The following is a 19,274-nucleotide window of genomic DNA, read 5'->3' as shown; positions in this document are numbered from 1 at the left end:
TATTAATTTCCATATAATTCTGTGCTAAGATATCTTTCCCCGTTATCTGGGGCTATAAATAAAACTTTTTTACCGGCACCAAGTCTTTTAGCCACTCTTTTTGCAGCCACATAAGCAGCACCACTACTTATGCCAAGTAAAAGTCCTTGAGAAGCTAAAAAACGAGCAGCAACAAATGCATCTTCGTTGCTTACTTTTTCTATTTCATCTACAAGGTTTAAATCAGCATTTGAAGGAACAAATCCAGCTCCTATACCTTGAATCTTATGCGAACCCGGTTGTTCTCCACTCAAAACGGCAGAAGATTCTGGCTCAACAGCTATGATTTTTGTATCATATCCATGTGCTTTAAGACCTCTAGCAACACCGGTTATAGTTCCGCCAGTTCCGACACCAGCTACAAAAGCATCAAGGCTAGAAAAATCTTTCATAATTTCAGAAGCAGTATTTACTTCGTGAGCATTTGGGTTGTATTTATTGTCAAATTGACTTAGCATTACGTGATTTGGTTGTTTTGTTATCTGTATAGCTTCAGCAATAGCACCTTTCATGCCCTTTATAGCATCTGTTAAAACAAGATTTGCACCATAAGCTTTCATAACTTTTCTACGCTCTATACTCATACTTTCAGGCATACAAAAGATTATTTTTATGCCAAGAGAAGCCGCCACCATAGCAACACCTATTCCAGTATTTCCACTTGTTGGCTCAACAATAGTATCACCTTGTTTTAAGCTGCCATCAGCTAACATTTTTTGAATCATATTTAATGCTATTCTATCTTTTACAGAACCGCCCGGATTAAAAAACTCTAACTTAGCATACATTTCTGCTTCATCAGAAGATGTTTTAAGTTTTATTATCGGAGTGTTACCAATGGTTTGCGTAATGTTTTCATATATCATAATTTCCTCCAAACATTTATCATAAATCTATCGCTAAATTTTACAATAAAAATAAAACTTTTAAACAATCAATAACCAAAATGCAATTTTACCACATCATGATCTAATTTTTTACCTTTTGAATAATCTTTACAAAACTCCATAATTAAAGAGTGATAAAGCCTAAATACACCAAGCTCATCAAAAAGCCCAGTTGATTTATAGATTTTATCAAAATCCAAACTCCCAAGCCACTCTTTAGCTTCATCATAGCTTTCAAACTCATAATCCAAAGCATTTAAAATACGCAAAGCATAAGCATCAACAACCATCTCAGCCCTACCACAAGCATAGCAAAGTATAGCATCGCAAGTTTCAGGACCTATGCCTTTTATACCCAAAAGCCACTCTCTTGTAACATTTTGTCTAAAATTTTCAAAATCATCGAAATCTTTTTTTATGGCTTTTATTAGCCCATAAAGTCGTTTTGCTTTTGTATTATAAAAACCGCTTGGCTTTATCAAATCAGCAAGTAAAGCTATATCCAAATCCGCTATCACATCTAAGCTTAACAAATTTGCATTGTTTAGGTTTGAAAGTGCTTTTTGTGTGTTTTTCCAAGTTGTATTTTGAACCAAAATAACACCAACTACCACTTCAAAGGTATCAGAATTGGGCCATTGTAACTCTTCAAAACTTCTTTTATTGTGTTTTAAAAGTGATAAGAAAATTTCTGTAGAGTTCAAATTTTATCCTTATAGCTCATATAAAATTGCTTTGCTGTTCTTCCGCTCTTGCTTGCGCGTAAAGTAGCATATGATTTTGCTGTATTATGTAGCAAGGTTTTATCTATATCAATATCTTTAAAATAATAATCCACTATTTTTAAATAATCTTCAAAACTTCCCTGATAAAAGCTTATCCAAAGTCCAAAGCGGTCAGACAAGGATATCTTTTCATTTATAAAATCACCATAATGAATCTCGCCATCTAAAATTTCAACTTGTTCGTTTTCACTTTTATACTCGCTAACGAGATGCCTTCTATTTGAAGTAGCATATATCAATACATTTTTTGGTGGTTTTGATATGCTTCCTTGCATAAGTGGTTTTAAAAATTTATAATCCTTTGAGCCGTTTTCAAAACTCAAATCATCACAAAATATTATAAATTTAAAGCTTAAGTTTCTAAGCTCGTCTATAATATCGCTTAAGTATTTTAAATCATCATAAAAAAGTTCTATGATCCTAAGTCCATCTTTATAAAATTTAGTAAAAATAGCCTTTATAAGGCTTGATTTTCCACAACCCATTTCACCCCACAACAAAGCATGATTTGCTTCATTGCCATCCAAAAAATCTTTTGTATTTTTGATGAGTTGTTCTTTTTGTGTTTCAAGACCTATTAAAGAATCAATATCTACAAAATCAATATCCTTGACAACAACTAACCCCTTTTGTGGCTTAAAAATAGCTGCATAATCGCAAGCCCAATCAATCATTTTCGCTCCTTTAATGTCTTTCTCAAAAATGATAAAATTTCACCCAATATATCATCGTCATCTAAGCTCTTTGATTTTAACCTTATCTTTTCATCTTTATCTGTTGTAATTGCTATATTTTGACCGGCATTTGAAATAGCCTTATATTCAAGCTCAAGTGCAAAAATCTTTATCATAATAAGATCCAAAAACTGCTTTGTAAATGTATCAATCTTACCAAACCTATCTTCTATCTCACTTGAAATTTCAAAAACTTCAGATGATTTTGTGCATTTGCTAAGTCTTCTATAAAGTTCTAATCTAAGCCTATCTTCTTTTATAAAATCAGGGTTTAAATAAGCATTTACACTAAGTTTCAAATCCACACTTTGTCTTTTTACCTCATCATTGTTATTTAAAAGTTTATTTATCTCATCTTCTAGCATTTTAAGATAAAGAGAGTAGCCTATTGACTCAATGTGTCCGCTTTGTGCCTCTCCTACTATATTTCCACCACCCCTTATCTCCAAATCGTGATATGCCAAAACAGCACCCGAACCAAGACTTGAATTACTTTCAAGAGCTATAAGTCTTTTTAGCGAATCAGAACTTATATTAGATTTATCTTCAACCAAAAAATAACAATATGCTTGTTTATCGCTCCTACCTACCCTACCCCTTAATTGGTGCAAATCAGCTATGCCGAATTTATTTGCATTTTCAACTATCATTGTATTTGCATTTGGTAGATGTATACCACTTTCAACAATGCTTGTGCAAAGCAATAAATCATACTCATTGTTTTCAAACTTTATCATCTCTTCTTCTATTGTTTTAGCATTTATTTTAGAATGCAAAACCAAAATTCTAAGCTTTGGCAATATATCTAAAAGAAACTTCGCTGTTTGCATAATATCTGATATATGATTGTGTATATAAAAGACCTGACCGGCTCGCCTAAGCTCTCGCATAATAGCCTCTTTTATTATTTTTTCATCAAATTCTTTTACACTTGTTCTTACATCAAGCCTTGAACTAGGTGGAGTTTTTAAGGTGGAGTATGTTTTTATCTTAGAAAGTGCCATATTTAGGCTTCTTGGTATAGGTGTGGCACTCATACTTAAAATGTGTGAGTTTGAACCTATCTCTTTTAGCTTTTCTTTTTGCTTTACTCCAAATTTATGCTCTTCATCAACAACAATAAGTCCAAGCTTGGATGCTTTTAAACTTAAAAGTGCATGAGTGCCTACACAAACTAGCGGTTTTTCGCTTTGCAATGTGCTTGTTACATAAGCCTTTTCTTTTGCTGTGCTAAATCTATCAAGTCTTAAAACCTCTATACCAAACCCATCAAACCTATCTTTTAGGCTTTTAAAATGTTGAGATGAAAGCAAGGTCGTTGGCACAAAAAACAAAGCCTGATAGCCTGATTTTACACAACCAAAAATAGCATTCATAGCAACCTCAGTCTTGCCAAACCCAACATCTCCAGCAAGCAATCTATCCATTACTCGTCCACTAGATAGTTCAGTCAAGATATCATCCACCGCACTTTGCTGATCTTTTGTGTAACTAAACCCAGCATTTTGAACAAAATTTAGATACTCTAAATCATCTTTTTGTATAACAACACCGTTTACAAGCTCTCTTTTTGCAGCTATTGATATTATTTTTGAAGCTATGATAAATAACTTTTCTCTAACCTTTTCTTTAAGTTTTGCAAAACTCGCCTTACCGAGTCTATCCAAAATAGCAACCGAACCATTTAAAGCTATATATCTATCAATTAAATTTAGATTTTCAACCGGCAAAAAAAGTTTATCTTGGTTTTGGTAAGCTATCGTTACAAACTCTCTTGTAGCACCCAAAACTGTTATCTTTTCAAGTCCTAAAAATTGACCTATTCCATAATCTTCGTGAACAACATAATCATTAATCTTTAATTCATCTAGCACCAAGCTACTTTTTTTAGCTCTTGTTTTTTTCTCAAATTTATTCAAAGAGACAATAATTTTGTCATTTGATACAAGATTTACAACAAGTGGGCTTTGGATAAACTCTACGTTTTCATAAGAAATTTCCAAAGCATTAAACATGCTTTCATTTTTTGCAAGTATTTGTATTTTTTTATTTTGATTTAGCTCAAAAAAATCAGGACTTAAACTAACTTCTAAGCCCTTGTATTTTCTAGGTTCGTTTATAATCCCTATACCACTAAATTTACTAAAATCAGCATCAATGTCTGAAAAATCTATCTTTTTAACAAATTTGCATTTATATATAGTTGTATAATCAGCAAAATCATCAATAGCCCAAAAACCAAGTGAGTTTAAATCATTAACTATTGAATCAGTCTGTATATTTTTTATGTTTTGCATAGTTTTTTCAAACTCATCTTTATTTAAAGATGCTATAAAAGGTGTTATATTTATACTTTCTAATTCATCTTTTGTGCTTATTTGAGTTGATGGGGAATAATATCTTATGCTTTCAACTTCATTATCAAAAAGCAAAATCCTATGAGGCTCATCTTCATTTACACTAAATACATCTATAATATCTCCGCGAAAACTAAACTCGCCCTTACTCTCAACTATATCAACACTCTCATATCCAAATCTAAGCAATTCATCAGCAAATTCTTGCAAATCAAGTTGGTCGCCAAAATTTATATTTTTCTCTTGTAGGTGCTTTTTGATAGGTAATGGATTTAAGATAGTATGAAAAGGGCTAATGAGTAATTTTTTTTCTTTGAACTTATAAAATTTACTAAGAGTATTTGAAAGCTCAAAAAGCTCAGAAGAAAACGACCTAAGGTCATCTCCAAAACTAGCCCTTAGACTAGGTAAACAAAATGACTTGATCCCAGCAAACTCAGCCGCATCAGCACACAACTTAGCCTCTTTATCATCCTCGCATATCAAAAGCTCACAATCATTATCACCTAAAAAATACTCATATACCCTTGCTTGTATCAATTCTCACACCTTTTTATAATCAATCAGCCATCATCTCTTCTGAAATTTCAAGCACTTCAAAATACTCATCTTCAAGAGTAGCCAACTCATCTTTTTTTTGTTCTAGTTTTTTGTATATCTCATTTATACCAAGTTCTTGATAAATAGCTGGATCACTTAATGCAACATTTAGCTCGTTTATCTCACTTTGTAAATTATCTATCAAAGCTGGATATTCATTTAAAATTTTGTTTTGCTTATAGCTTAACTTTACACTTTTTGTCTTGTTTTTTTGTGTATTATTTTGTTCGGTTTCAAGCTCTTTGGAAAAATCATCTATTTGATTTAACTCATCTTCAAGCTCAAGATATACACTATACTCTGTATGAATTACATCTATTTTTTTATTTTTAAAAACCCAAAGTTTATTTGCTATCTTATCAACAAAATATCTATCGTGGCTAACAAAAATAATAGCTCCGGTAAAACTTTGAAGATAATCTTCTAATATATTTATGGTTGCTATATCAAGGTCATTCGTAGGCTCATCTAAAACCAAAACATCATATTGCTTTGTAAATAGCAAAGCCAAAGCTACTCTATTTTTTTCTCCACCACTAAGAACACCAACTGGTTTATCCAAAAATTCCTTTGGAAATAAAAAGTTTTTGAGATACCCGTAAACGTGCATATTTCGCCCTCTTACCTCAACTATATCTCCGCCATTTGGACAAAAAACCTCAATCAAACTTTTATCATCATCAAGCTGGCTTCTATTTTGATCAAAATACCCAATCTTAACATCGCCACGCTTTATCTCTCCGCTATTAAAATCAATCTGATTTAATAAAATTTTTAAAAGCGTACTTTTACCTGAACCGTTTTTACCTACTATAGCTATTCTTTCGCCTTGTAAGACTCTTGCATTAAATCCATCAAAAAGCTCTTTTTGATCTATCTTTATGCCTAAATTTTTTATTTCAAAAAGCATCTTTTTTCTATTTTGGTCTATTCCGCCTTGATTAAAACTTTTTGAAGCTCGTTCTAGTTCTAGCTTTACTCTTTTAATAATTCCCGGATTTTTCTTAGCCTCTTCTCTCATAGCAAAAACTCGCTCTTTTCTGCCTTCGTTTCGCTTAAGTCTAGCTTTTACACCCCTTCTAAGCCACTCTTCTTCGCTTTTTAATTGTTTTAAAAGTGTTTCGTGGGATTTAGCAAGGCTTTGTAAAATTTCTTGTTTTTTTTCTAAATAGTAGGCATAACCGCCATTAAAATTACTTATCTTTCCATCTTGAATTTCTATACTTCTTGTAGCAATAGAATCTATAAAATATCTATCGTGGCTTATAAATATAATGGTTTGTTTTGAGTTTTTTAGCATATCTTCAAGAAATTTTACCATATAAACATCAAGGTGGTTTGTAGGTTCATCAAGAAGCAAAACATCTGGTTTTTTAAGTATCAAAGCACCTAGTGCTACACGCCTTATCTCGCCACCACTTAGGCTATTTATCATTCTATCTTCATACTCTTTAAGGCTAAAATACTCCAAAACCTGCTCTATTTTTCTCTCTATATCCCAACCATCTTTTGAATCTATAAATTTCAAAAGCTCTTCACTTTTGGCAAGTAAGTCTGGATTATCGTGATCTTTTTCCATAAGAGCTATTGTTTTAGCATACTCATCTCGTGCATCAAATATCTCTTTAAGTTCTAAATTCATAGCATCTTTGACATTTAAGCTATCTTCAAATTTTGGAGTTTGTTGTAACATTTGAACACTTATATTATTTTGAGTTATGACACGGCCAGCATCTATTTCATAAACACCGCAAATAACCTTCATTAAAGTGCTTTTGCCACCACCATTTTTACCTATGATAGCAACTCTTTCACGCTCATTTATACTAAGACTAACTTCACTTAAAATTTCATTTGCACCAAATTTTTTGCTAACTTCTATTAAATCTATTAAAGCCACAAATTTTCCTTATAAGCTCAAAAAATTATTTTTTACCAGCACGATGTAATGGGTGCTGATAGTCATTTCTCTCACAACCATAAAAAGTAAATGCAAAAATGACAAATAAAAATAAAGAAGCTATTTTTTTCATAAAAAACCTTTCAATATCAATTTTTTAAATTATCCACAAAGCTAGATTATTCAAGTCCTAAACTCTGCCTATACTCTTCATATGTTCCACGAAAATCATCTATCTCGCCGTTGCCTTTAAGATGTAAAATTCTATTTGCAAATGCATCTATAAGCTCTCTGTCGTGACTGACACAAACAACACTACCAGAAAAGTTATAAAAAGCTTCACCCAAAGATATAATAGCTTCTAGGTCAAGGTGGTTATTTGGCTCATCCATAACAAGTAAATTTGGTTTATGTAGCATTAGTTGAGCCAATCTTACTCTATGCTTTTCACCACCGCTTAGAGATTTTACAGCTTTTTCTTGTTCGGCACCACTAAAAAGCATTCTACCAAGACACTTTCTTATCTCATCTATATCTTTATTTTGAGCATCTTGAAGATATTCATATAGTTTTAAATCAGAAGTTAATTTACTAACCGTATCTTGTGCAAAATATCCAAGTTCTATCGTAGTTCCTATATGAACATTTCCTAAATCCGGAGCTAACTCGCCCATAATGATTTTACATAATGTGCTTTTTCCAACACCATTATGCCCGATGATGGCTAATTTATCGCCTTTTTCTAATTTAAAATTAAAATTTTCAAATATAATCTTATCATCAAATTTTTTGCTTAAATCTTTAATTTCTATAAGCTCATTACCTATCTCTCTATTTGCTCTAAATAATATACTTGGATCTCTCCTACTAGAAACAGCAATCTCTTCTATATTTAGTTTTTCAAGTTGCTTTGAACGGCTAGTAGCCTGTTTTGCTTTACTAGCATTTGCACTAAAACGAGCTATAAATTTCTCAAGTTCTTCTTTTTCTTTTAGCTTTTTATCTCTTTCCATTTCACTTTGTTTTGCCATTAAATTTGCCGCCATATACCACTCATCATAGTTACCAGTAAACTCACGTATCTTTTTAAAATCAACATCCAATATATGAGTACAAACTCTATTTAAAAAGTGTCTGTCGTGGCTTATAACTACAAGTGTTCCTTCGTGGCGATTTAGCTCATTTTCAAGCCAAGCAATAGCATCTATATCAAGGTTATTTGTTGGCTCGTCCAAAAATAATATATCAGGCTTTGGAAATAAAACCTGAGCTAACAAGACCTTTACCTTATCTGAGTTTTCAACCTCACTCATAAGTTTATCAAACTCATAAAGTCCAAGAGAGCTAAGTATCTTTTCTATCCTTGTTTCATACTCATAAGTAGGATCTTCTTCGGCACTTATCATCTCAAGTTCGCTAAGTCTATTGTTTATCTCATCTGTAAATTCTTCACTCATATAAAGCTTTTCTTTTTCTTTTACAGCATCAAAAAGTCGCTTATTGCCATACAAAACAGCATCTTTTAAGCTAAAAGCCTCAAAAGCAAACTGATCTTGACCCAAAACACCTACCCTTAGACCATTTTCTATTATTATTTCACCGCTACTAGCTTCTATATCTCCGCTTAAAATTTTCAAAAAAGTTGATTTACCAGCCCCATTTGCCCCAATAAGTCCATATCTATTGTTACGATTTAATTTTAAATTTACATCTTCAAAAAGCAAACTACTTGCAAATCTTTGTGTAAGACCTCTAACCTCTAACATCTTATTCCTTATTATTAAATTTTTATAATTAATATATTTTGCCAAAATGTTGTTTAATATTTAATATTTTTTGTGTATAATCTTTACAAATAAAGCCAAAGACAAGGAGATAAAATAATGGTAAATGTTTTAATGATAGAAGATGATCCAGAGTTTTCTCAAATTCTTTCTGAATATTTAGAGAATTTTAATATAAAAGTAACTAGTTTTGAAGATCCTTATCTTGGATTAAGTGCCGGTGTTAAAAACTATGATTTGCTTATATTAGACCTTACCCTACCTGGCATAGATGGTCTTGAAGTTTGTAAAGAAATTCGCCAAAAATACGACATACCTATCATAATAAGCTCTGCTCGTTCAGATATAAGCGATAAAGTTATAGGTCTTAGTTTGGGTGCTGATGATTATTTGCCAAAACCATACGACCCAAAAGAGATGTATGCAAGAATAATGAGCCTTATTAGAAGATATAAAAAGAGTCACGAAGTAACAGAGGAAGCCATAGATAGTGTATTTAGAATAGATGAAAAAAGACATGAAGTTTATTTTAACAATGAACCTTTGGTCTTAACACCTGCTGAATACGAGATACTAACATATCTTATAAAACAACATAGTTTTTCTGTTTCAAGAGAGCAATTAGTATATAACTGCAAAAGCTTAAAAGATAAAGACTCTAAAAGTCTTGATGTTATCATAGGAAGATTGAGAACAAAAATAGGCGACAGCTCAAAATCTCCAAAACATATATTTTCAGTTCGCGGAATAGGATATAAACTCATAGGATGAAGTATTCTATAACCACAAAAATAACTATTATATTTGCGATAGCATTTTCTTTAGTATGTATTCTTTTAATAACTTTTTCAAATATAGAAAAAGAACACCTTATAGAAAAAGCAAGAGACAAACAAATAAATGCTATCAACTACCTATTAGCTCTTTATGAAAGAGCTAATCCTCCACAAGATTTAAGCCATTATTTTAGAAATTTTGGGCTTATTTATGTGGATAAAAAACAGCCGATAGAACCTATATTTGAAAATGGAGAGTTGGTATTTTCACACCAAACTCCAATAGGCATGGTAAAATCAGTGTATTACAATAATGATCTTTACTTGCAAATCAAAAACACATCATTTGAAATTTTATTAAAAAACAATGAAACAAGTAGCATAAACAACCCTCTTTTGGTTAGTTTTTTGATATCTTCTATTCTTTTAATTTCTCTTTATATATCGGTTTTAAGAAGTCTATTGCCTCTTAAAAAACTAAATAAAGACATAAGAAAATTTGCATCAGGTAATATGGAAGTAGCGATATGCACTCATGGCTATAACGAAGGACAAAAAGATGAAATAGGTCAGGTTGCATATGAGTTTAACAATGCTGTTTGTAAGATAAGAGAGCTAATACAATCAAGACAGCTATTTTTAAGAGCTATAATGCACGAGCTAAAAACTCCTATCGGCAAAGGTAGGATAGTGTCTGAAATGATAAGCAATGAAACACAAAAAGATAGACTTGTTGGTGTGTTTGAAAGACTTGATATGCTTATTAATGAGTTTGGAAAGGTAGAACAACTATTATCAAAAAGTTGCTCATTAGAGTATCAACAATGCCATATATCACTTATACTAGAGCAAGTAAGAGATATGCTAATGCTTGATAATTTTGAAAGTAGAGTAACTTGTGATGTACAAGATGATGTTTTAATGAAAGTTGATTTTCAGCTATTTTCACTAGCATTAAAAAATCTAATAGACAATGCACTAAAATATGCCGATGACAGAAAAGCTATTTTGATTTGTAATGGAAAGCAAATAATAATCAAAAATCTAGGAAAAGAGCTAGAATACGACATAAACCATTATAAACAAGCATTTGTTCGTGGAAACATAAATGCAAAAAATACTCGTGGAATGGGACTTGGGCTTTATATAATAGAACAAATTTGCAATATGCATAAATTTACACTTGAATACAAATATGAAGATGGTTTTCATAACTTCTGTATAAATATATAAATTTCAATGAAAAAAAGTTTAGAAAAATTTAATGAATTAGTCCAAGCATTTGGAAAACTGCCCGGTGTTGGTAAAAAATCAGCGACGAGATTTGCATATTTTGTTAGTTTGCAAGATAATTTTTCTGGGTTACAATTAGCACAATGTATAGAAGATGCTGTAAGATTTACAAAAAAATGCACAAAATGTGGTGGGCTTAGCGAAGATGAACTCTGTGACATATGCACAGATGAGACAAGGGACAATAGTGTCCTTATGGTAGTTGAAAGCCCGAAAGACATACTTGTTTTTGAACAAAATAAAATTTTTGATGGGTGTTATTTTGTATTTGATGAGCTAAGTGATTATCTAGTACAAAGACTTGATAAAATAATAAAAGAAGATGATATAAAAGAGATAATATTTGCATTTACACCGGGTCTAAACTCAGATGCTTTAATGCTTTTTATAGAAGATAGACTAAAAAACACTGACATAAAATACTCAAAAATAGCACAAGGTGTTCCGACTGGTGTAAATTTAGAAAATATAGATATGTTATCCTTACTCAAAGCGATAGAAAGCCGAACAAAAGTTTAAATACATATTATTATATTTTCACCCAAATCACCAGACATTTTGACAAGCTTTGTGATTTTTTCTTGTTTTGAAACAAAAACTAAAAATTTATCTTTTTTAAAATCATAAATCGCCATTTGCAAATCATCTTTTAGATGATTAGCACAAAGCAAAATGTTTTTTTCATCTATTATTTCATTTGGGAGTTCAAAATAAGCAAAAAGATCGCTACCTAAAATTTCTAACATTTCATCAACTTTTGAGTTTTTATTAATCTCTTTTGCAAAACCATTTTTTATAAAATTTTCACAAATTTCATTAAAATCAGCGCCAAGAACACCAAACTCTTTTCTAAATTTCTCAATATTTTCATCAAAGTTAATAGATTGGTTTTTAATTTTTACTCTTTGCTTTAAAATCACAAACAAAAAAATAAAAATAGCCATTAAAGACATTGTTAAAATTTCACTAATTATATCTTGCATAATCTCACTTTTTAAATTATCACAACTTCATTTTTTAACTCTATACCAAAACGCTCAAATACTCTTTTTTTGGCTAACTCTATAAGATTTATAACATCATCAAAACTAGCATTGTTAAAATTAATTAAAAAATTTGCATGCTTATCACTAAACATTGCACCGCCTATCTTATATCCTTTTAGTCCAACTTCTTCTATTAATTTTCCTGCAAAATTATCTTTTGGATTTACAAAACAGCTACCAAAACTAGGTGCTTTTGGCTGGTTGGATCTTTTTAGCTCAAACTCATCTGCTTTTTTTTGATCAAACTCACCAGCTACTTTAAATTTAGCACCAAAAATAGTCTCATCAATTCCACTTTTTCTATATGCAAAAGCTATCTCATTACGACTAACCCAGCCCCTTTTTAAAAGCACATGAGTAAGATTGTCGCTTATACTAATTCCACAAAGACCGGCATTCATCTTGATAAGACCGCCAAGAGTTCCGGGAATGTTTTTTAAAAACTCAAAGTTTCCTATATTATTTATTTTTGCAAAATTATAAATTTTTGAACTTTTTGTCGCAGCCCCAACTTCTAAAATGTTTTCATCAAGCTTGATATAATCAAAGCTCTTACCAAGCATAGCTAATTTTGGTGGATTATGGGAAAGCAAAATATTATTTGCACCGCCTATAATAACCTTACCGTAAGTATCATCTTTGATTGAGTTTATGATATCAACTTCAAAATTACCGCCAACCTTTATAGAGCTAAATTTAGAAAAATCAACCATTTTTTTCATTTTATAAACTCCGGTATCATCTCTATCATCTTAATAGTAAACTCACTCATCATAGATACCATCCAAGGCATTAAAAAAATTATAACAACAACAACGAGTATTATTTTTGGAACAAAGCTCAAAGTTGTTTCATTTATCTGAGTAGTTGCTTGAAAAATAGATATCAAAAGTCCAGCTATAAGACCGCTTAAAAGCATAGGAAGACTAAGGTATAAAGCTATCTTAAAAGTCTCTATACCAAGTGATACAAGCGTGCTTTGCATCAAGAAAACCTTAAATCATTATACTCTTTTGGTATAAGATAATCAGCCGCTTTTATAAGCTCAGGATAAACTCCACTCTTATAACCTATCTCAAATAGTTTATCTAAAGAGTTAAGAGCAATATCGTTCATACTTATAGAATCATCATTTGCATACATATTTAGATATGTTTTTAATTTTTCTTTATCAACTCTTATTAGGTCTCTCTCCATAAGCATATGCGATAAAAATGGCTTATGTGATGTTGCTATTTTTACAGCTTTTGTTAAAACTTCCTCTGTCATAATAGCATCTGTTAAAGGTAAACTTCTTCTAATAGCCATGCCGCCAAGTGGGAGTGGAATCTCTCCAGCAAGTTCGCACCATATATCCCATATCTCTCTTTCCACACAAAGCTCTTCGCTAAACTCCAAAATACTTTCGTGGATCAAAACCCCAGCATCAACCTCGCCATCAACAACTGCTTTTTCTATGTCTAAGAAATTCTTATAAACTATCCTTGCATCAGGATATGCTATCTTAAACAAAAGTGCATTTGTTGTATGCTGTCCAGAAAGTGCAACTTTGAAATTTCTTTTTAGTCTTGTATCTTTTTTCTTTACTAGTTTTGGACCATAACCATTACCAAAACTAACAGCAGTTCTTAAAAGAGAATAGTCATCTTTTATAAGGGGATATAAGGCAAAGCTTATTGCTGTTGCTGTATAAGTGCCTTTTAATGCCTCGTCATTTAGTGTTTGTATATCGAGAGCTATATTTGAAAAACGGAGATTTTTTGCACTAACCCATCCGAATTTGATAGCCATATACATAAATATATCATCTGCATCAGGCGAATGAGCTACATCTATTTGTTTGAAATTTTGCAAGATAAATCCTTTTTTTATAGGATTTTATCAAAAAATGGTTTAAACAATTAAATTTAAACCATTTTTTCTATAAGCATTAACACTTATATTTTTCTAAAAGCATACTATCTAATAAAGCAAATAACTCTTGTGATAATTTTTCAGCTATTTCAAATTTTTCTTTTACTACTCTCATGTCTTCTAGGCTATTTATCGCTTCATTTATACTTTTATGAACTGCCTCGTGTGGATTTAATAATTTTGAATAAGCTATAGTTGATCCAAAAACTTCTTTCCCTCTGCCTTCATACCACTTACCAAGCCTACAATTTAAATGATCAACCATTTCTTCTTTTTCACCAATGAATATTTTTCTATATCCATTTTGTTTAAATGAAACATGGTCTAATTTTGCAAGACTTATAAAAATATTATTAGTTATTTTTATAGAATCATTTTCTATAGTGTCTGCCATATGTAAAATATCAACAAAATTTGTTCTAAATGTATCAACATGCTCTGTTGAACTTTTTGATATTTGCTCTATTTCTTCATTCATACTTAAAACATCATTCGCATTTTGTTTAAGTAAGTTTATATTCATCTCAACTTCACTTGTAGCTTTTTGAGTTCTTTCTGCTAGTTTTCTAACCTCGTCTGCAACAACAGCAAAACCACGACCATGCTCCCCAGCTCTTGCAGCCTCTATAGCTGCATTAAGTGCCAACAAATTTGTTTGATCAGATATATCCTTTATTAGATTTACTATACTTGATATCTCATCAACACTCTTGTGAAGCATATCTACATTTTCGTGAGATTTATTTGATTGTTCTGAAATTTTTAGTATACAGTTCATTAAAATTTCACTTGTTTCGTTTAATATTTTTATCTTTGATGATGAATCCATACTTGTTGATGCTATATCTTTACAAATCTCCATATTTTTTGTTATCATGGCTCTCACATCATCTACTCCATTTATAGAACCGCTTAATAAAATCTTTATCAAAGAATCTTTTAAATTTGATTCATCTCTAACTTGTTTGAGTTCCTGCTTTAGTTTATGATTTTCATCAATAATACTACTGTTTTTTACTTTTAACTCATTAATTTCTATATTATTAGAATCGCTTTTTTCTTTTGAAGCTTTGTTTTTAGTAAACAAACTCACATTTGGCTCCTGTTTAAATTTTTATATGCTTATAGCATAATAAATCTTAATAATTCCAAATTTTTAATTTTACAAAAAATTATTATAAATTTTTATAACAATTCTTAAAAATATAAATTAATAATCCCTATTTTAAATACCCATATATAATTTAATTGTAAAAATAACGATATTATCATAAATTGATAAAGAATTTCAATATATTTTTATTATCAAATTTTATCCCTAAATGAAAAAATTACAGCTAAATTTTAAACTAAAATTTATAAAAATTGTTATAATATCGTTCTTAAAATTAAAAGGATAAAATCTATCCTAATTAAAGGCAACAACTTGAGAGTATATTTAGATAACAATGCAACAACAATGGTTGATCCTGAAGTATTTGAAGACATGAAACCATTTTTTTCTGAAATTTATGGTAACCCTAATTCGCTTCATCAATTTGGCTCAGATACACATCCGGCTTTAAGAAAAGCACTTGATCAACTATATAAAGGTATAAATGCAAAAGATAGCGACGATATCATCGTAACATCTTGTGCTACAGAGAGCAATAACTGGGTAGTAAAAGGTATATATTTTGACAAAATCGCGACAGGGGAGAAAAAAAGAGTTATAACAACAGCTGTTGAACATCCTGCCGTAAGCGCTACTTGTGCATTCTTAAAAGATTTTGGAGTAGAGATAACTATCCTTGATGCAAATAGCGAAGGCATAGTAACACCCGAACAGCTAAAAGAAGCTATGAGTGATGATGTAGCTTTAGTTTCTATAATGTATGCAAATAACGAAACAGGAATGATATTTCCTATAAAAGAGTTAGCAAAAATAGCTCATGAAGGTGATGCTCTTTTTCATACAGATGCGGTTCAAGCAATGGGTAAAATACCTGTAGATGTTCAAGATTTAGATGTTGATTTTTTAAGTTTTTCAGCTCATAAATTTCACGGACCAAAAGGTGTGGGCGCTCTTTACATAAAAGATAGTCAAAAGCTTTCCAGCTTACTTCACGGCGGAGAACATATGGGCGGAAGAAGAAGCGGAACTTTAGATGTAGCTGGGATAGTTGGAATGGCAAAAGCACTTGAAACAGCAAATAAATTTATAGATTTTGAAAACTCTCACGTAAGAAGATTAAGAGATAAGCTAGAAGATGCACTACTTCAAATTCCAGACATAAATGTAATTGGCGATAGAAATAAAAGAGTTCCTAATACCATACTAGCATCTATCAAAGGCATAGAAGGAGAGGCTATGTTATGGGATTTAAATAAAGCTGGAATAGCTGCTTCAACAGGTTCAGCTTGTGCTAGCGAAACATTAGAAAGCAACCCTATATTAGAAGCTATAGGTGCAGATAAAGAATTAGCACACACTGCATTAAGATTATCTCTTTCTAGATTTAACACAGAAGAAGAGATAGACTATACAATAGATGTAATAAATAAAGCAGTAAAAAGACTAAGAGCTATATCAAGCACATTTGCATATGCTCCAGAAGGTCATAAAAGCGGACTATAAAAAATAAAAATAAGGATAAAAAATGGCAAAAGACAATTTAATAAGCGGCTCAATCTGGGATGAGTATTCACAAAACGTTCAAGATAGAATGAATAACCCAAAATTTATGGGAGAGATAACAGAAGAAGAGGCAAAAAAAGCAAATGGGAAGCTTATAGTTGCTGATTTTGGAGCTGAGAGCTGTGGTGACGCTGTTAGACTTTATTGGCTTGTAGATGAAAAAACAGATAAAATTTTAGATGCAAAGTTTAAAAGCTTTGGCTGTGGAACCGCAATAGCTAGTTCTGACACAATGGCTGAGCTTTGTATAGGAAAAACGGTAGATGAAGCTGTAAAAATAACAAACTTAGATGTAGAAAAAGCAATGAGAGACAACCCTGATACTCCAGCTGTTCCACCACAAAAAATGCACTGTTCTGTTATGGCATATGATGTTATAAAGGCTGCTGCTGCTAGCTACAAAGGTGTAGACCCAGATCACTTTGAAGATGAAATAATGGTATGTGAATGTGCTCGTGTTAGTCTTGGGACAATAAAAGAAGTAATAAGACTAAATGATCTTAAAACAGTTGAAGACATAACCAAATATACAAAAGCTGGTGCATTTTGCAAATCTTGTGTAAAACCTGGTGGACACGAAAATAGAGAATATTATCTAGTAGATATATTAAGAGATACAAGGGCTGAAATGGAGCAAGAAAAACTCAAAAAACAAGCTGATGCAAAATCTTTTGGTGATGATTTAGCTTTTGAAGAGTTAAGTTTAGTAGGACAATTAAAAGCTGTTGAGTCTGTTATAGATGAGCAAATAAGACCTATGCTTATGATGGATGGTGGAAACTTAGAAATTTTAGATATCAAAAAAGATGACCAAAGCAATATAGACATATACATAAGATATCTTGGCGCTTGTTCTAGTTGCTCAAGCGGCAGTAGCGGCACACTTTATGCTATAGAAAATGTTTTACAAGAAAATCTTAGCCCAAAAATAAGAGTAATGCCTATATAATTTAATTAATTGAGTTGCTATTTAGCAACTCTAATTTTATATCCAAGCTTACAAAAATACCCAAATCCTATAGAAAATCTAGTTGTTTTTTGAGTTTATATATCTTTACCTTGTATGGTGCTATAACCACCTATAAATTGCAATTTTAAGCTATTATTTACCCTAAAGCTAAGCGGCACACTTACACCATACTCGTTGTATCTTACTTTCTCTTTTATTTTTCCGTTTTTATCTTCACTTGTTCCGGTAATCATTGCTTTATTGTACAAACCAATAACGCCTATGGCAAAACTTTCGCCCAAATTCGCACCAAAATACAAATTACTTCCAAACCTAAAACCTTTTAATTGGGAGATATAGGTTTCACTAGTATTTGTGCTAAATCCATACTGATAGTCTGTTCGAAAATCAAGACCCATAAAAGTTGAATTAGATGTCATAAACGCAAAGCCTAACCCCAAGCCGCCTAAAATACTTCTACCAGATGTCTTAGAATCATTTTGAGAATTTTGATTATCCTCGCTACTTTTACCTTGAAAACCTAAAACATATTGGCTAGCTTTTTTGCCTTTACTTTGTATATTTTTATCATCAATAGAAGCATAACCAAAATATGTAGTAGCAACACTTTTTCCAAAATACTTAGGATTTACGGTATTTAAATACGGTTCATAGGCAAATATTAGTTATTAAAAAGGTTGTTGCTACCAATGCAAGAGATATCTTTTTCATACAATTTCCTTTACAAAATAATTTAAATTATTTTTTTTTAAAATATAACACAAGCAAAAGAAATTATAAATTTAAAAGTAGTAAGATTATGAAAATATCATAATCTTACGCTATATTTTTTAAATCTAAATTTGTATCGGCAAAACTCTCAGTGTCATTAAAATCAAACGTAACACTTATCGCGCCAAAGCTTTTTGCAATGGCTTCTAATGTATCTTTTGCGGATTTGTGTATCTTGCTTTCTAGCTGTTTTATAAGCCTTAAGCTCATCTTTTCAACTTCTAACTTTGCTTCACCTATAAGCTTGTTTTTATCATCCTCTCTAAAGCTACTACCAAAAAAGCCATTTAAAGAATCAGGAAGCAAAAACGGTATAAATTTACCATTTTTTTCATCATAAAATTTCATATCAGCTATAGAAAATTTATATTTACAAGGCGGCATTGTTATATGAAATTTAGAATTTGCTATCTCTTGAATTTGCATTTTTTCACTTGTTAAATCATATACAAAATTTATCTCAAACTCAAATATCATAGAAAGCTTTTTTTCGCTAACCAACCACCTAAGATACTCTTTACCAAAATTACCAAAAGCGTGATCGGTTTTCGTTACTATCTCTTTGCTATAAACTTGAAATACAGAGAGCTCGCCTATACTTTTTAGTTGTTCAATTTTTAATACGGACTCCACCTTGCTTTCGTTATTTTTTGCTTTTTGAAGCTTTGAGTTTGTTTTATAAATAATAAAAACGCAAACCAAAAGCAAGATAATAAGCACAAAACCAAATATATCACTCAT

The 19,274-nt window shown here is 31.2% G+C and carries 18 protein-coding genes and 1 pseudogene; 5 read left to right on the top strand and 14 right to left on the bottom strand.

Annotated elements, in window-relative coordinates; genetic code table 11:
• Positions 1-2 precede the first annotated feature (2 nt).
• The 6 genes from cysK to CPIN17260_RS01050 all read right to left on the bottom strand — a co-directional run bounded on the left by cysK (position 3) and on the right by CPIN17260_RS01050 (position 9,068).
• On the bottom strand, positions 3-905 hold the full coding sequence (cysK, locus tag CPIN17260_RS01075) for a cysteine synthase A (RefSeq protein WP_078440427.1): 903 nt from the start codon (positions 903-905) through the stop codon (positions 3-5).
• A gap of 68 nt (positions 906-973) precedes the next feature.
• The gene (locus tag CPIN17260_RS01070; protein WP_078440426.1) at positions 974-1,630 is read right to left on the bottom strand and encodes an endonuclease III domain-containing protein; all 657 of its coding nucleotides are present in this window, start codon (positions 1,628-1,630) and stop codon (positions 974-976) included.
• Positions 1,627-2,385 carry an ATP-binding protein gene (locus tag CPIN17260_RS01065; protein WP_078440425.1) on the bottom strand — a complete coding sequence of 253 codons (759 nt, stop codon included), beginning with the start codon at positions 2,383-2,385 and terminating at the stop codon, positions 1,627-1,629. Before CPIN17260_RS01065 ends, CPIN17260_RS01070 begins: the two co-directional genes overlap by 4 nt.
• Entirely contained in the window at positions 2,382-5,339 is a 2,958-nt protein-coding gene (gene mfd, locus CPIN17260_RS01060; protein WP_078440924.1) for a transcription-repair coupling factor, read from the bottom strand. Before mfd ends, CPIN17260_RS01065 begins: the two co-directional genes overlap by 4 nt.
• A 22-nt stretch (positions 5,340-5,361) precedes the next feature.
• The gene (gene abc-f / locus CPIN17260_RS01055; RefSeq protein ID WP_078440424.1) at positions 5,362-7,302 is read right to left on the bottom strand and encodes a ribosomal protection-like ABC-F family protein; all 1,941 of its coding nucleotides are present in this window, start codon (positions 7,300-7,302) and stop codon (positions 5,362-5,364) included.
• A gap of 179 nt (positions 7,303-7,481) precedes the next feature.
• Complete coding sequence (locus CPIN17260_RS01050; protein WP_069636374.1) at positions 7,482-9,068, bottom strand: ABC-F family ATP-binding cassette domain-containing protein; 1,587 nt, start codon at positions 9,066-9,068, stop codon at positions 7,482-7,484.
• Between the two features lie 117 nt (positions 9,069-9,185).
• Here CPIN17260_RS01050 and CPIN17260_RS01045 point away from each other — a divergent pair, with 117 nt between their 5' ends.
• Genes CPIN17260_RS01045 through recR form a run of 3 tightly spaced genes read left to right on the top strand, consistent with a single transcriptional unit; the run spans position 9,186 to position 11,674 of the window.
• Positions 9,186-9,857 carry a response regulator transcription factor gene (locus tag CPIN17260_RS01045; protein WP_069636375.1) on the top strand — a complete coding sequence of 224 codons (672 nt, stop codon included), beginning with the start codon at positions 9,186-9,188 and terminating at the stop codon, positions 9,855-9,857.
• The gene (locus CPIN17260_RS01040) at positions 9,854-11,095 is read left to right on the top strand and encodes an ArsS family sensor histidine kinase (protein WP_069632659.1); all 1,242 of its coding nucleotides are present in this window, start codon (positions 9,854-9,856) and stop codon (positions 11,093-11,095) included. The genes CPIN17260_RS01045 and CPIN17260_RS01040 overlap by 4 nt, the downstream gene beginning before the upstream one ends.
• A 6-nt stretch (positions 11,096-11,101) precedes the next feature.
• Positions 11,102-11,674: a recombination mediator RecR gene (recR, locus tag CPIN17260_RS01035; RefSeq protein ID WP_069632658.1), complete on the top strand. Its 573-nt coding sequence runs from the start codon at positions 11,102-11,104 to the stop codon at positions 11,672-11,674.
• On the opposite strand, the gene CPIN17260_RS01030 is transcribed toward recR, so the two are convergent.
• From CPIN17260_RS01030 to CPIN17260_RS09640, 6 genes and pseudogenes are all read right to left on the bottom strand, one after another.
• Positions 11,671-12,138: a hypothetical protein gene (locus CPIN17260_RS01030; protein WP_069636377.1), complete on the bottom strand. Its 468-nt coding sequence runs from the start codon at positions 12,136-12,138 to the stop codon at positions 11,671-11,673. The genes recR and CPIN17260_RS01030 overlap by 4 nt on opposite strands.
• Before the next feature lie 11 nt (positions 12,139-12,149).
• Positions 12,150-12,923: a UDP-N-acetylmuramate dehydrogenase gene (locus CPIN17260_RS01025; protein ID WP_069638057.1), complete on the bottom strand. Its 774-nt coding sequence runs from the start codon at positions 12,921-12,923 to the stop codon at positions 12,150-12,152.
• Positions 12,920-13,189, bottom strand: a complete 270-nt coding sequence (gene fliQ / locus CPIN17260_RS01020) for a flagellar biosynthesis protein FliQ (protein WP_226996955.1) — start codon at positions 13,187-13,189, stop codon at positions 12,920-12,922. Before fliQ ends, CPIN17260_RS01025 begins: the two co-directional genes overlap by 4 nt.
• Positions 13,186-14,055 carry a menaquinone biosynthesis family protein gene (locus CPIN17260_RS01015; RefSeq protein ID WP_069632654.1) on the bottom strand — a complete coding sequence of 290 codons (870 nt, stop codon included), beginning with the start codon at positions 14,053-14,055 and terminating at the stop codon, positions 13,186-13,188. Before CPIN17260_RS01015 ends, fliQ begins: the two co-directional genes overlap by 4 nt.
• Positions 14,056-14,131: 76 nt before the next feature.
• Complete coding sequence (locus tag CPIN17260_RS09645; RefSeq protein WP_226997026.1) at positions 14,132-14,509, bottom strand: CZB domain-containing protein; 378 nt, start codon at positions 14,507-14,509, stop codon at positions 14,132-14,134.
• A 39-nt stretch (positions 14,510-14,548) separates the two neighbouring features.
• Positions 14,549-14,791, bottom strand: a pseudogene (locus CPIN17260_RS09640) (methyl-accepting chemotaxis protein); the annotation flags it as partial.
• Positions 14,792-15,541: 750 nt separating this feature from the next.
• Between CPIN17260_RS09640 and CPIN17260_RS01005 the strand changes: the two are divergent.
• Positions 15,542-16,732: a NifS family cysteine desulfurase gene (locus tag CPIN17260_RS01005; protein WP_078440422.1), complete on the top strand. Its 1,191-nt coding sequence runs from the start codon at positions 15,542-15,544 to the stop codon at positions 16,730-16,732.
• A 22-nt stretch (positions 16,733-16,754) separates the two neighbouring features.
• Entirely contained in the window at positions 16,755-17,741 is a 987-nt protein-coding gene (locus CPIN17260_RS01000) for an iron-sulfur cluster assembly scaffold protein (protein WP_078387357.1), read from the top strand.
• Positions 17,742-17,836: 95 nt separating this feature from the next.
• Here CPIN17260_RS01000 and CPIN17260_RS00995 read toward each other — a convergent pair whose 3' ends face one another.
• Both CPIN17260_RS00995 and CPIN17260_RS00990 read right to left on the bottom strand, forming a co-directional pair.
• Positions 17,837-18,181 (bottom strand): hypothetical protein, encoded by a 345-nt coding sequence (locus CPIN17260_RS00995; protein WP_078440421.1) that lies wholly within the window; start codon positions 18,179-18,181, stop codon positions 17,837-17,839.
• Between the two features lie 397 nt (positions 18,182-18,578).
• Positions 18,579-19,274, bottom strand: a complete 696-nt coding sequence (locus CPIN17260_RS00990; protein WP_078398236.1) for a DUF4230 domain-containing protein — start codon at positions 19,272-19,274, stop codon at positions 18,579-18,581.

The organism is Campylobacter pinnipediorum subsp. pinnipediorum, from assembly GCF_002021925.1.
Taxonomy (GTDB): domain Bacteria; phylum Campylobacterota; class Campylobacteria; order Campylobacterales; family Campylobacteraceae; genus Campylobacter_A; species Campylobacter_A pinnipediorum.
Note: the sequence above shows the minus strand (reverse complement) of the source record. Positions and strands in the feature narration are given on the sequence as shown.